General features: G+C 64.4%; 9 protein-coding genes. 6 read left to right on the top strand and 3 right to left on the bottom strand.

Translation table 11 applies throughout. The features are described from left to right. The first annotated feature begins 109 nt into the window (after nucleotides 1-109). The 4 genes from HU752_RS19795 (at nucleotide 110) to HU752_RS19785 (ending at nucleotide 4251) form a co-directional block, all read left to right on the top strand. Complete coding sequence (locus HU752_RS19795; RefSeq protein ID WP_186679011.1) at nucleotides 110-253, top strand: PA0050 family protein; 144 nt, start codon at nucleotides 110-112, stop codon at nucleotides 251-253. A 62-nt stretch (nucleotides 254-315) separates the two neighbouring features. Further along, entirely contained in the window at nucleotides 316-453 is a 138-nt protein-coding gene (locus HU752_RS31805) for a PA0050 family protein (RefSeq protein WP_017904532.1), read from the top strand. Between the two features lie 144 nt (nucleotides 454-597). Then, complete coding sequence (locus tag HU752_RS19790; RefSeq protein WP_186679013.1) at nucleotides 598-1650, top strand: nucleoside hydrolase; 1053 nt, start codon at nucleotides 598-600, stop codon at nucleotides 1648-1650. A 108-nt stretch (nucleotides 1651-1758) separates the two neighbouring features. Next, complete coding sequence (locus tag HU752_RS19785; protein ID WP_186679016.1) at nucleotides 1759-4251, top strand: PQQ-binding-like beta-propeller repeat protein; 2493 nt, start codon at nucleotides 1759-1761, stop codon at nucleotides 4249-4251. 111 nt (nucleotides 4252-4362) lie between these two features. Here HU752_RS19785 and HU752_RS19780 read toward each other — a convergent pair whose 3' ends face one another. The 3 genes from HU752_RS19780 to HU752_RS19770 are packed head-to-tail and all read right to left on the bottom strand — an operon-like array spanning nucleotide 4363 to nucleotide 10063. Beyond that, nucleotides 4363-5742: an efflux transporter outer membrane subunit gene (locus HU752_RS19780; RefSeq protein ID WP_186679018.1), complete on the bottom strand. Its 1380-nt coding sequence runs from the start codon at nucleotides 5740-5742 to the stop codon at nucleotides 4363-4365. Continuing rightward, on the bottom strand, nucleotides 5742-8876 hold the full coding sequence (locus HU752_RS19775) for an efflux RND transporter permease subunit (RefSeq protein ID WP_186679020.1): 3135 nt from the start codon (nucleotides 8874-8876) through the stop codon (nucleotides 5742-5744). Before HU752_RS19775 ends, HU752_RS19780 begins: the two co-directional genes overlap by 1 nt. Nucleotides 8877-8887: 11 nt before the next feature. After that, nucleotides 8888-10063, bottom strand: coding sequence for an efflux RND transporter periplasmic adaptor subunit (locus HU752_RS19770; RefSeq protein WP_275959755.1), 1176 nt, complete (start codon nucleotides 10061-10063; stop codon nucleotides 8888-8890). A 153-nt stretch (nucleotides 10064-10216) separates the two neighbouring features. On the opposite strand from HU752_RS19770, the gene HU752_RS19765 reads away from it, so the two are divergent. After that, entirely contained in the window at nucleotides 10217-11608 is a 1392-nt protein-coding gene (locus HU752_RS19765; protein WP_186679022.1) for an ATP-binding protein, read from the top strand. After that, the gene (locus HU752_RS19760; RefSeq protein ID WP_186679024.1) at nucleotides 11605-12273 is read left to right on the top strand and encodes a response regulator; all 669 of its coding nucleotides are present in this window, start codon (nucleotides 11605-11607) and stop codon (nucleotides 12271-12273) included. The genes HU752_RS19765 and HU752_RS19760 overlap by 4 nt, the downstream gene beginning before the upstream one ends. The last annotated feature ends 5 nt before the right edge of the window (nucleotides 12274-12278 follow it).

Below are 12278 nucleotides of genomic sequence, written 5' to 3'. Positions count from 1 at the left end.
TTTCGGCGGTATGCCGTCACCTGACGGGCGTTGGGTCCCTGTGCGGCGAATGTCCTTGTTTGCGCAGAAGGAGAGGGATCGTTATCGCTGTTTAGACAATGGAGGTCAGATGAAAAGCAAGATGCTGGCGGTTTCGCTACTGCTGCTTGGGATGTTCTCGCTGACGGCGCAGGCCGATTGCGCAGTGCTCGGGCCGGGGGGCGATCCCTGTGCTGGCCCGGTGCTGGGCCCGACCGTCTGCGAGTGCCCGTGATGTCCGACTGTACCCTCGACCAGGGACAGGGATTGTTCGATTACCCATTAAGGACGTTGGAAATGAAGAAAGTACTGTTGGCTGTGTTCCTGCTCTGTGGCGTCTCTCTTACCGCCCAAGCCGCGTGCCCGGTGTTCGGTCCGTCCAAAGACCCGTGCAGCGGGCCGGTGTTCGGTCCATCGACCTGCGAATGCCCTTGAGGTAGATCGCACGGCGGACCCGGTGTTGCGGGTCCGCCTTGGATTCTCTGACCCAGTCACACAGTCCCTCCGGACGCTTGGGCGGCAGTATCATTTTGTGTTGGAACCCTATGTGAATGCCTACTAGCCAGGAGGGCTGAGGCGATGTCTACACAATCCCTTATTCATGTACTCGTGGACACCGATGTCGATTTCGACGATTACATGGCCATCTCGTATTTGCTCAAGCACCACGCGGTAAAAGTGGAAGGCATCACCGTGACGGGGGTAGGCGCTGTCCACCTGAGTCATGGCGTGGAAAACATGAGCAACTTCCTCACGTTGTTCAATGACAAGACCATCGAACAGACGCCGGTCGTGGCAGGCTTCCAGCGCCCACTGCTCTACAGCAACACCTTCGCCTTCGAGACGCGCCAGGCAGCGGATCAACACTACGACGCCGCGTTCCCCGGGAAAAACTCGAACCCCACGCGTACCGGCGCAGTCCAGTTCCTTCGGGAAACGCTGGAACACGCCAATCACAAGTTCACAGTATTGATGATCGGCGGCGGAACGACCTGGGGCCACCTGTTCCAGCAGGCCAGGACCGACGCTGCCTTGCAGAAATTGCTGCGCGACAAGGTCGAGCGGATCGTCATGATGGGGGGCAACCTGCTGCCCCAGTACGTCAAGCCCGGGGCCGGCGGCAACATCAAGGACGCGCTGGGGGATACGCCGTACTACACCAACGAGGTGGCCGAATGGAACATCTTCCTGGACCCACTGGGCACCCAACTGGTCTTTGACAGCGGGATTCCCGTCCAACTGGTGGCGCTCAATGCCTCCAATGATATCCCCATCACCCAGGATTTCGTGCGCCAGCTCTCGCAGATCAACGATCCGGTCGCACAGTTCCTCACCCAGGTGCTAGGCAGCTCGACCATCGCCCCCGGCATCGGCAAGTACCTGTATTTCTGGGACCCGTTGGCGGCCGTCGCCATCACCGATCCCCGGTTCATCACCTTCAAGCGCTATCACCTGCGGGTGGAACAGGAACTGAATGAGGAACAGGACACCAGCGGACAACTGATCCCCGACGACGCCAACGGAGCGCCGGTTGATGTCGCCCTGGACTCTGGCCGCGGGTTTGTCCTGGCGCTGTATCTGAACACCCTGGCGGGTAGATCGGCCGAGGCAACGGTCGAAAACGCGCGCTGACCGTCCGGTTGCGCGCGAACCCCTCTCCCTTTGCAAACGATGGAAACGCGGTGACTCCAGGCCATTCCCCATGGCCTGAAGTCACGGCTGATTCAAAGGAGTGTACCCATGAACTTCAAAGCGGCATTTGGCCGGTCAGTCGTGTGCCTGGTCGGTTTGTTGACGGTCTTTTCGGTGAATGCCGAAAGTGTCATTGTGGCCACACCGCAACAGGGTGTCGGCATCGCCGTCGATGTTTTTGACAAACCCGATGCCACCAGTGGCACGCCTTCCTTTTCGAGTACGGTGAAATTTACGCTGCCGGCCTACTTTGTGCCCTCGGTCAATTCGTTCAAGGGCAAGGTGTACATGTTCTGGTCGAACAACTACGACCAGAAAAATGTGTACTTCTCCAGTTCGCCAGATGGGCGCAACTGGTCCAGGGCGCAACCCATCGAGGTGGGCAGTGTGCTGGGCAATGTCTCCGTCAGCGTCTTCAACCAGAAGCTGGTCCTGACCTTCACCGATGCCCAGCAGCGCCTGAAGACCATCAACTCCGAGGATGGAACCGTCTGGTCCACGCCCCAGCCGATCAGCACGAGCCACACGGCCGTCACCAACAAGCCTGTGGTGTACAACGGCAAGTTGTTCGTGCTGTACAGCGAGAACTCGGGCAAGGCCGTCTACTCGGTCAGCTCCAGCGACGGGATCGCCTGGAGTCGCGAAAGCCAGGCGTTCCAGGAAACCGCCGATTCGATCCTGACGATGGTCCCTGTGGTCTACAACGGACAGTTGTGGGCCTACTACGCCTTTGAAAATGGCGCCACCTTTGCGCGTACCTACGATCGCTCGGGGCAGTGGGGGGCGCGACATGATCTCAAGGGGATTACGGGCAAGGGAGGGCTCAAGGGCTTTCTCAACAGTGCCGCGATGATTGACGGTCGGGTATTCATCAGCAGCAGTGCCACCACGTTCTATTCAAACGATGGGTTGAACTGGAATCCGTATTTCTCCAAGAGCTTCTCCGGCAAGTCGGCTTATCCCTCCGGGCTGGGTGTCGCCTACGCCATTACCGCCGACGAGCTGACCCGAAACGACCCACAACTGCCCTCGGACCTGGCGACCGGTATCAGCCATACCGACTACGCCACCTTCGCCTGGCGCAGCTTCATCGCCCTGAACAACACCGCCAGCACGCCGCTGCCTGCCAACCGCGGCGTCGGCAATCCGAGCGGCAGCTTCGCCGACTCGGGCAAGTCTTCCCAGACGACCAACCCGCTGCTTTGGCAAACCTTCGCCCACCGCACCGAACTGTTCCCGGCGGCAGGCAAGAGCCCGGTCGGTGGACCGACCCGTCCGTTCGGTTCCAATCCGCAGTACAGCTACACCCAGTTCCCCAATGGTGCGCCGTTGGCTCCCGGGGCCAGCTATGCCCATTACAACAACCTTGATGAGGCGACCCAGATCGGACAGAACTCGATCTTTTTCCCGGTCAACCCGCCGAATGCGGCGAAGAAGGGGAACGACTATGCGCCTTCCAACGACAGCCAGATTCTGTTCGAAGCCAAGGCCAACCCGGTGATCTACGAGTATGCGAAAGGCTTGAAGAGCTACCCGGATCATATTGTCCTACCCGATGGGGCCGTGGAGGTGAAGGCGGCCTGGCGCAAGTTGGCGGACATTCCCCAGGCGCAGCGTTCGCGCTACCACACAGCGACCGTGGTGACCTACCACGGGGATGACAGCAAGCCGGTGGCGTACAACGAAGCGTATGCCTTGGTCGCCTTGCACATCATCCACAAGACGCCCAACTACCCGACCCTCATCTTCGCCACGTTCGAGCATGAGGATGCGCTGAAACTGCCTGACAATTCGCCAACCGGGCTCTACTACATCGCCAACTACGACAAGATCGCCTATGCCTCGCCGCCAAATGATGCTTCGCCACCGGTGGCGACCTTCTCGGACGGCAGGGGCATCCACTCGGTGACCTTGCCAAAGGGTGATGTGGCTGATTCGAAACACAATCCGCCGATCTACTCCGGCAGCAATGGCATTCCCAAGGGACAGGCGGGGCCGATCACGGTGGTACAGCCGCAGACCACTCATGTGGAAGTCGCCGCCGTGAACGATCAGGTCAAACAGCTGATGGACGCCAGCAGCCAGTTCAGCAATTCGGTCTGGAAGCATTACCGGCTCAAGGGCGTGCAGGCCATTCCGTCGAGCACCGAAACCGACCCGGACTACTACCTGGCCAACATCATGGTCGAGAGCAGCCAGCCGGGGATACAACTGTTTCGCGGGACCAATATCTTCCCCGTGCCGGCGGACAACATTCTGACCAACATGCGCAACGTGGCCAACATCAAGGTGCCGGACTATGACCACAGCAGCCAGACCCTGACCATGGGCGGCTGCATGGGCTGTCACGGTGTAGCCCAGTCCGCACTGAAGCAGGGTTTCAGCTTCCTGTTCGATGCGATCAACATTCACAACCTTCCCCAAGGCACGCCCACCGGCTTCTCGAATCCGGAAACCGTCGGTCTGCCGGATGTTCGCGTCCAGCAGCAACGGGCCCTGAAGTATTCGCTGGGCGTCAAGGAAAGAGGCGCTACCCCTTAGCCTCGTGACGCTGTATTGAGTGAAAGCCGGCCACCCTCCCATCGTTGTAACGGGAGGGCGGCCGACCGCCTCATGCTTGCGCTACGACCCAGCCGTCCCGAGCGGTTCTGCTCAACCCTCCCAGCCACCCCCCAATGTCTTGTACAAGGTCACCCGGTTGACCTGCTCCGACAGCTCCAGGCTGATCAGCGTCTGCTGCGCCGAGTACAGCGAGCGCTGGGCATCGAGCACGTCGAGAAAGCTCTTGGAGCCCTGCTTGTACAGCGCCAGCGAGAGGTTGTAGCTCTTGTCGGTGGCCTGGGTGAGGCTGCGCTGGGCGTCCAGCCGTTCGTTGATGTGGCTGCGTACGGACAGGGCGTTGGCGACTTCGCTGAACGCGGTCTGCAGGGTTTTCTCGTAGTTGGCCACGTCGATGTCTCGGGTGATCTTCGCCGCATCGAGACTGGCGCGATTGCTGCCGGCGTTGAAGATCGGCAGGTTGATCGACGGGGCGAGGCTCCAGGCGCGACTGCCGGATTTGAACAACCCGGACAGCTCGCTGCTGGTACTGCCGCCGCTGGCGGTCAGGGTCACGCTGGGGAAGAACGCCGCACGGGCGGCGCCGATGTCAGCCTGCGCGGACTTGAGCGTGTGCTCGGCGGCAAGCACATCGGGACGGCGTTGCAACAGGGTCGACGGCAGGCCGGATGGGACGTTGACCAGCAGCGCGGCATCGAGCGGAGCATCGCCGGGCAGCAGGGCGTCGTCCAGCCGTTCACCCACCAGCAGCTCCAGGGCGTTGCGGTCCTGCTCGACCTGGCTTTCGTAGTTCGCCACGTTGGCGCGGGCCGACTCCACAGTGCTCAGCGACTGGGCCAGGCTCAGTCCGGACTCGCCACCCAGCCCATGGCTCTGCTGCACCAGCGCGTAGGTCTTCTGCTGGCTGGCGTAGGTGTTGCGGGTCAGGGTCAGCAACTGCTGGTCGGCGGCCAGGGTCATCCAGGCGCTGGCGACTTGCGCCACCAGGCTGATCTGCGTACTGCGACGGGTCTGCTCCAGGGACAGGTAGTCCTCCAGCGCGGCGTCCTTGAGGTTGCCCAGACGGCCGAACAGGTCCAGCTCGTAGCTGCTCACACCCAGGCCGACGCTGTACTGGCTGCTGGTCGTGGTGGTGCTGTCGGACAGCGCGCGTTGGCGTGTGCCACTGGCCGTGGCGGAAACCGCCGGCAGCAGCGCCGCCCGCTGGATGCGGTACTGCGCCTGCTGGTACTCGACGTTCAGCGCAGCCACCCGCAGGTCGCGGTTGTTGGCCAGGGCGCGGGCCACCGTGTCGCGCAGGCGGCTGTCGATGAACAGTTCGCGCCAGGCGATATCGGCGTTGACCTGGCCGGCCGGGGTGGCGGTGGACCACTGCTCGGCCACCGGCGCCGCGGGGCGCTGGTAGTCCGGAGCGAGGTTCACGCAGCCACCCAGCACCATCGCCAGCAGCAGGGGGAGAGGGGCGAAACGCATCAGATTTCTCCTTCGGCGGTGGCCGGGTGGGCGACAGCGCGGCGCGCGACCAGGCGTTGCACCAGCACGTAGAACAAGGGGATGAAGAACAGGCCGAGCAGCGTGGCGGCGAGCATGCCACCGAGCACGCCGGTGCCGATTGCCTGGCGTCCGGCCGAACCGGCACCGCTGCTCAGGGCCAACGGCAGCACGCCGAGGATGAAGGCCAGGGACGTCATCAGCACCGGCCGCAGACGAATGCGCACGGCCTCCAGGGTGGCGCCCAGCAGGTCCTGGCCTCGCTCGTAGCCCTCCTTGGCGAACTCGACGATGAGGATTGCGTTCTTCGCCGCCAGGCCCACGGTGGTCAGCAGGCCAACCTGGAAGTAGACATCGTTGGACAGCCCGCGCACGCCGGTCAGCAGCAGTGCGCCGAGAATGCCCAGCGGCACCACCAGCATCACCGCGAAGGGCACCGACCAGCTTTCATACAGCGCGGCCAGGCAGAGGAACACGAACAGGATCGAGATGGCGTAGAGCAGCGGTGCCTGGTTGCCGGCCAGGCGTTCCTGGTAGGACTGGCCGGTCCAGGCGTAGCCGATGCCTTCGGGCAGCTTGGTCATGATCGCTTCCACGGCGGCCATGGCGTCGCCGGAGCTGACACCGGGAGCAGGAGAGCCGACCAGTTCGTAGGAACCGAAGCCGTTGTAGCGCTCCAGCAGTGGCGAGGCGCTGCTCCAGCGGGTGCTGGTGAAGGCCGACAGCGGCACCATGCTGCTGCTCGAATTGCGCACGTACCAGTGACCGATGTCTTCGGCCTGCATGCGCTGGTCGGCGGCGCCCTGCAGGTAGACCTTCTTCAGGCGGCCGGCATCGAGGAAGTCGTTCACGTAGCTGCCGCCCATGGCCACACTGAGAGTGGTATTGATGTCACTGGCGGAAACGCCCATGGCACCGGCCTTGCGGTCGTCGATGTCGACGTTCAACTGCGGGGTGTCCTCCAGGCCCTGGGCGCGGACCACGGCCAGGCGCGGGTCCTGGGCGGCCAGTTGGAGGAACTGGTCACGGGCCTTGAGCAGTTGGGCGTGGCCGAGCCCGGCCAGGTCCTGCAGCTGGATGTCGAAGCCGGAACTCTGGCCGAGCCCCTGCACGGCGGGTGGGGCGATGACGAAGACATTGGCGTCGAGGATCTTCGACAGGGCCTGGTTGGCCCGCTGGGCGATGGCCGAGGCGCTGTGCTGCTCGCCCCGGCGTTCGCTCCAGTCCTTGAGCTTGACGAAGCCGCGCCCGGCGTTCTGCGCGTGACCGCCGTTGCCCAGGCCGCGCACGGTGAGGATCGAGTCGACCTCCGGCTGCTTGAGCATGTAGTCCTGCACCTGGCGGGTCACCGCCTGCAGCTGTTCATCGGTGCCGCCCACCGGCAGGGTCACCTGCATCATCAGCATGCCCTGGTCCTCTTCGGGGAGGAACGCGGTGGGCAGTTTCTGGAACATCAGCATCACGCCGCCGAGCACCAGCGCATAGACCAGCAACGCACGCAGCGGACGTGTCAGCACGCTGCCGACACTGCGCTGGTACGTGCGCGAGCCACGGTCGAAGGTGCGGTTGAACCAGCCAAAGAAGCCGCGGCGCTCTTCATCGGTGTGGTCGTGTGGCTTGAGCAGCGTCGCGCACAGCGCCGGGGTCAGGGTCAGGGCCACCAGTACCGACAGTGCCATGGCCGCGACCATGGTCACCGAGAACTGCCGGTAGATCACCCCGGTGGAGCCGCCAAAGAAAGCCATCGGCACGAACACCGCCGAGAGCACCACGGCGATGCCGATCAGTGCGCCGCTGATCTCGCGCATCGACTGGCGGGTGGCCTCCCGTGGCGACAGGCCTTGCTCGGCGATGATCCGCTCGACGTTTTCCACCACCACGATGGCGTCGTCCACCAGCAGGCCGATCGCCAGGACCATGCCGAACAGGGTCAGGGTGTTGATCGAATAGCCCATCAGTTGCAGCACGCCGAAGGTGCCCAGCAGCACTACCGGCACGGCAATGGCCGGAATCAGCGTGGCGCGCAGGTTTTGCAGGAACAGGTACATGATCAGCACGACGAGGGCGATGGCTTCGAACAGGGTCTTGACCACTTCCTCGATGGAAATCTTCACGAAGGGCGCGGTGTTGTAGGCGACTTCGGTGTGCAGTTGCAGTCGGCTGGGAAAGAACTTCTCCAGCTCGGCGAGCTTGGCCTGCACCGCCTGGGACACTTCCAGGGCGTTCGCACCGCTGGCCAGGCTGACGGCCATGCCGCCGGTGGGGCGGCCGTTGTGTTCGGCGATCACATCGTAGCTTTCGCTGCCCAACTCCACCCGGGCGACATCGGCGAGCGTGACCACCGCCCCGTTGCTGGCGTATTTGAGGACCAGGTCGCGAAACTGCGCCGCAGTCTGCAGCTTGCTGCGTGCACTGATGGTGGCGTTCAGTTGCTGGCCGGCGCGAGCGGGCAGGGCGCCGAGTTGGCCGGCGGAGGTGTCGACGTTCTGCGCCGTGAGGGCGCTGCTCACGTCCGAGGGGATCAGCGAGTATTGCTTGAGCTTGTCCGGGTCGAGCCAGATGCGCATGGCGTAGCTGGAACCCAGTGTGGTCACTTCGCCCACCCCACTGACGCGGCTGATCTGGTCATACAGGGTGCTGGAGATGAAGTCGCTGATGTCCGAGGCGCTGACCTTGGGGTTGTCCGAGATCAACGAGACGATGATCAGGAAGTCGCTGGCCGAGTTGCGCACCTCGATGCCTTGCTGCTGCACCGTTTCCGGCAGGCGCGCCTTGGCCTGTTCCAGCTTGGTCTGCACCAGCATTTGCGCGGTGTTGATGTCGGTACCGGCGGCGAAGGTCAGGGTGATGTTGGCGCTGCCGGCCGAGCTGCTGCTGGAGGACATGTAGGTCAGGCCGTCCAGGCCGGTCATCTGCTGCTCGATGACCTGGGTCACCGAGTCCTCCATGGTCTTGGCCGAAGCACCGGTGTAGGTGGCGTTCAGCGAAATCTGTGGCGGTGCGATGTTGGGGTATTGCGACAGCGGTAGCTGGTAGATGGCCAGGACCCCGCCGAGCATCACCAGGATGGCGATGACCCAGGCGAAGATCGGTCGGTCGATGAAAAAGCGTGCCATGGGTGTCTGCCTCAGTCAGTGCGGTCGTTGCGCGCGGTCAGGTTGGCGTCGCTGACCTGCACCTGCTGGCCGACGCGGACTTTCTGCAGGCCCTGGACGATCAGTTGATCGCCCACCGCCAGTCCCTTGCTGACCCACCAACGGTTGCCCACCGCACGCGCCAGGGTCAGCTCGCGCTGCTCGACCTTGCCGTCGACCACCACCAGCGCCGTGGCGCCGCCGCGTTCGTCGCGGCTCACGCCTTGTTGCGGGACCAGGATGGCATCCGGTTGCACGCCTTCCTGCAGGGTGGCCTTGATGTACATGCCTGGCAGCAGCAGACCGTCCGGGTTCGGCACCAGGGCGCGCAGGGTCACGCTGCCGGTGCTTTCGTCGACACTCACACCGTTGAAAGTCAGGGTGCCTTCGTGGGCGTAGGTGCTGCCGTCCTCCAGTTGCAGGCTGATGCGGGTCGCGTCCTTCTGGTCGGCGGGGGCGAGCTTGCCCTCGGCCAGCTCGCGCTTCAGACGCAGCAGGGTGCCGCTGGGTTGGGTGAAGTCGACGTAGATCGGGTCCAGTTGCTGCACCGTGGTCAGGGCGGTGGTCTGTTCGGCGGTGACCAGCGCACCCGGGGTCACCGACGAGGTGGCGGTGCGGCCGGCGATCGGCGCGTTGATGCGGGTGTAGCCCAGGTTGATGCGGGCCGTGCGCAGCGCGGCCTGGGCCGACTGCAGGCTGGCGCGGGCCTGCAGCAGCGAGGACTGGGCGCTTTCATTGTCCTCGGCGCTGATGGCGTCGATCTTCACCAGGTCCGCGTCACGCTTGGCCTTGAGTTCGGCGGCCTTGAGCGTGGCCTGGGCCGAACTGACGGTGGCTTCGGCCTGGGCGACGGTGGCCTCGTAGGTCTGCGGGTCGATCTGGTACAGGGCCTGGCCGGCCTTGACCGTTTCGCCTTCGGTGAACAGGCGCTTGAGCAGGATGCCGCCGACCTGCGGACGGATCTCCGCGACCAGGTGTGCGCTGGCCCGGCCGGGCAGGGTGGTGCTCAGCGCCTGCGGCGCGCTGGTGACGTGGTACACCGCGACGTCCTGCACGGGCGTGGCAGGGGCGGTTGGTGCAGTATCGCGGCAACCGTCGAGGACGATCAGCCCGGCGCTGAGCAACAGGGCGCGGGCCAGGGGGGAACGCATGGCGAAGAAGAGGTGCATCCGAGGGACTCCGGACCAGGTTGTTTTCAGTCCTCAGCCTGCTCGGCAAATGTGCAGCCAATGTGGAGAAATCTGGGAGATTGGCCGGCGTGCCTTGCCGTACCGGGGCCGCCGCGTTTCAATGGCGGCAGTTTCGATTGTCCCGGCGGTACCATGAAAGTCAGCCTCTCGCGCAAGTTCTTCCTGGCCATGCTCGCGGTCTGCGCCTTCGCCGTGCTGGGCATGGTGTTCGCTGCGTACCTGAGCCTCAAGTACGGTTTCCTCGGCTATCTCAACCAGCAGGCCGAGGAGCGCATGGACCGCATCGTGCCGCGCGTGGAGCAGGCCTACGCCGCCCATGGCGACTGGGACTTCATTCGCCTCGACAAGGACCAGTGGTTCGAGCTGCTGCGCCCCGAGGACATCCGCTCGGACAAGACCTTCGACCCCAGTCAATTGACCGTCTCCGACCTCACCGGCGCCTTCGTGCGCTTTGCCCTGCTGGACGAGCAGCGCCAGCCGATCATCGGTTACCAGGCCGCCGGAGAGATGTTGCTCAGGCCTATCCACTACCAGGGGCGTGTCGTCGGCTGGATGGCCCTGGCGCCGTTGCAGTCGGTGACCAGCGTCGGCGACCGGCGTTTCCAGCTCAACCAGCTGCGTTCCAGCCTGCTGATCGGCCTGGCCTGCCTGTTGGCGACCGCGGTCATTGCCTGGTGGCTGAGCCGGGCGCTGCTGCGGCCGATTCGCGAGGTGGCGCACGCCACCCACCAGTTGGCTGCCGGCGACTATGCGATCCAGGTGCCGGTGCGCTCGCAGGACGAGGCCGGGCAACTGGCCGGCGACTTCAACCGCATGGCCGCGACCCTGGCCAGCAACGAGCGCATGCGCCGTGATTTCATGGCCGACATCTCCCACGAACTGCGCACGCCGCTGGCGGTGATGCGCGCCGAACTGGAAGCCCTGGAGGACGGCATCCGCCCGCTGGACGCCAGCGCCTTGAGTTCGCTACAGGGCGAGGTCGGGGCACTGACCAAGCTGGTGGACGATCTGTTCGACCTGTCTTTGGCCGAGGTCGGCGGGCCGACCTACCGCCGTGAACGTATCGACCTGCGGGTGTTGTTGCCGGTGGTGGTCGAGGCCTTTGGGGCCAGCTTTGCCGAACGCGGCCTGGCGTTGCGCCTGGAGTTGCCGCAGCAGCCCTTGTGGGTGCTGGGCGACGAGTCGCGCCTGGGCCAGTTGCTGCACAACCTGCTGGAAAACAGCCGTCGCTACACGGATGCCGGCGGCCAGACCGTACTGCGCGCGCTGCAGCAGGGCGACCGCGTACTGGTGCAGTGCGAGGACAGTGCGCCAGGGGTGGACGCGGCGTCGCTGGAACGGCTGTTCGAGCGCTTCTACCGCGCCGAGCGTTCGCGCAACCGCGCCAGCGGTGGCACCGGCCTGGGCCTGGCGATCTGCCGTGGCATCGCCGACGTGCACGGTGGCAAACTCAGTGCCAGGGCGTCGGACATGGGCGGCCTGTTGTTGAGCCTGGAACTACCGGTAGCGGGAGATGAGGCATGAGTCAGGGACGCATCCTGCTGGTGGAAGACGAACCCAAGCTGGCCGCGCTGGTCGGCGACTACCTGCGCGCGGCGAGCTTTGAGGTCGAACACCTGGCCGATGGCCTGGCGGTGGTGCCGACCGCTCGCCAGAAACCCTACGACCTGATGCTGCTGGACCTGATGTTGCCCGGTCGCGATGGCCTGGACATCTGCCGCGAACTGCGCGGCTTCAGCCGCTTGCCGATCATCATGATGACGGCCCGGGTCGACGAGATCGATCGCCTGCTCGGGCTGGAGCTCGGTGCTGACGACTACATCTGCAAGCCGTTTTCCCCACGCGAACTGGTGGCACGGGTCAAGGCCGTGCTGCGCCGCAGCGGCACGCAGCAGACCAGCCTTGGCCTGGAGCTGGATGCCCAGACCTTCGTGGCGCGCTACCAGGGCCTGGTCCTGGACCTGACCCCGGTGGAGTTCCGCATGCTCGCCGCGCTGGCCGAGCGGCCCGGGCTGGTGCTGTCGCGCGACCAATTGATGAACCACATTTATCAGGACAACCGCGTGGTGGCCGATCGCACGGTGGACAGCCACGTGAAGAACCTGCGGCGCAAGTTGACGGCGATCACCCCGGGGATCGATCCGATCCGGTCGGTGTATGGGGTAGGGTATAGCCTGGAGTGCGAGTAGGCCTC

The sequence above is a fragment of the Pseudomonas vanderleydeniana genome (assembly GCF_014268755.2).
Taxonomy (GTDB): domain Bacteria; phylum Pseudomonadota; class Gammaproteobacteria; order Pseudomonadales; family Pseudomonadaceae; genus Aquipseudomonas; species Aquipseudomonas vanderleydeniana.
This window is presented reverse-complemented; position numbering and strand designations above follow the sequence as displayed.

What these genes read in the sequence shown, in the direction of transcription:
- HU752_RS19760 (WP_186679024.1), top strand. Translation starts at nt 11,605, where the DNA reads ATGAGTCAGGGACGCATCCTGCTGGTGGAAGACGAACCCAAGCTGGCC.
- HU752_RS31805 (WP_017904532.1), top strand. Translation starts at nt 316, where the DNA reads ATGAAGAAAGTACTGTTGGCTGTGTTCCTGCTCTGTGGCGTCTCTCTT.
- HU752_RS19780 (WP_186679018.1), bottom strand. Translation starts at nt 5,742, where the DNA reads ATGCGTTTCGCCCCTCTCCCCCTGCTGCTGGCGATGGTGCTGGGTGGC.
- HU752_RS19790 (WP_186679013.1), top strand. Translation starts at nt 598, where the DNA reads ATGTCTACACAATCCCTTATTCATGTACTCGTGGACACCGATGTCGAT.
- HU752_RS19795 (WP_186679011.1), top strand. Translation starts at nt 110, where the DNA reads ATGAAAAGCAAGATGCTGGCGGTTTCGCTACTGCTGCTTGGGATGTTC.
- HU752_RS19770 (WP_275959755.1), bottom strand. Translation starts at nt 10,063, where the DNA reads ATGCACCTCTTCTTCGCCATGCGTTCCCCCCTGGCCCGCGCCCTGTTG.
- HU752_RS19775 (WP_186679020.1), bottom strand. Translation starts at nt 8,876, where the DNA reads ATGGCACGCTTTTTCATCGACCGACCGATCTTCGCCTGGGTCATCGCC.
- HU752_RS19765 (WP_186679022.1), top strand. Translation starts at nt 10,217, where the DNA reads ATGAAAGTCAGCCTCTCGCGCAAGTTCTTCCTGGCCATGCTCGCGGTC.
- HU752_RS19785 (WP_186679016.1), top strand. Translation starts at nt 1,759, where the DNA reads ATGAACTTCAAAGCGGCATTTGGCCGGTCAGTCGTGTGCCTGGTCGGT.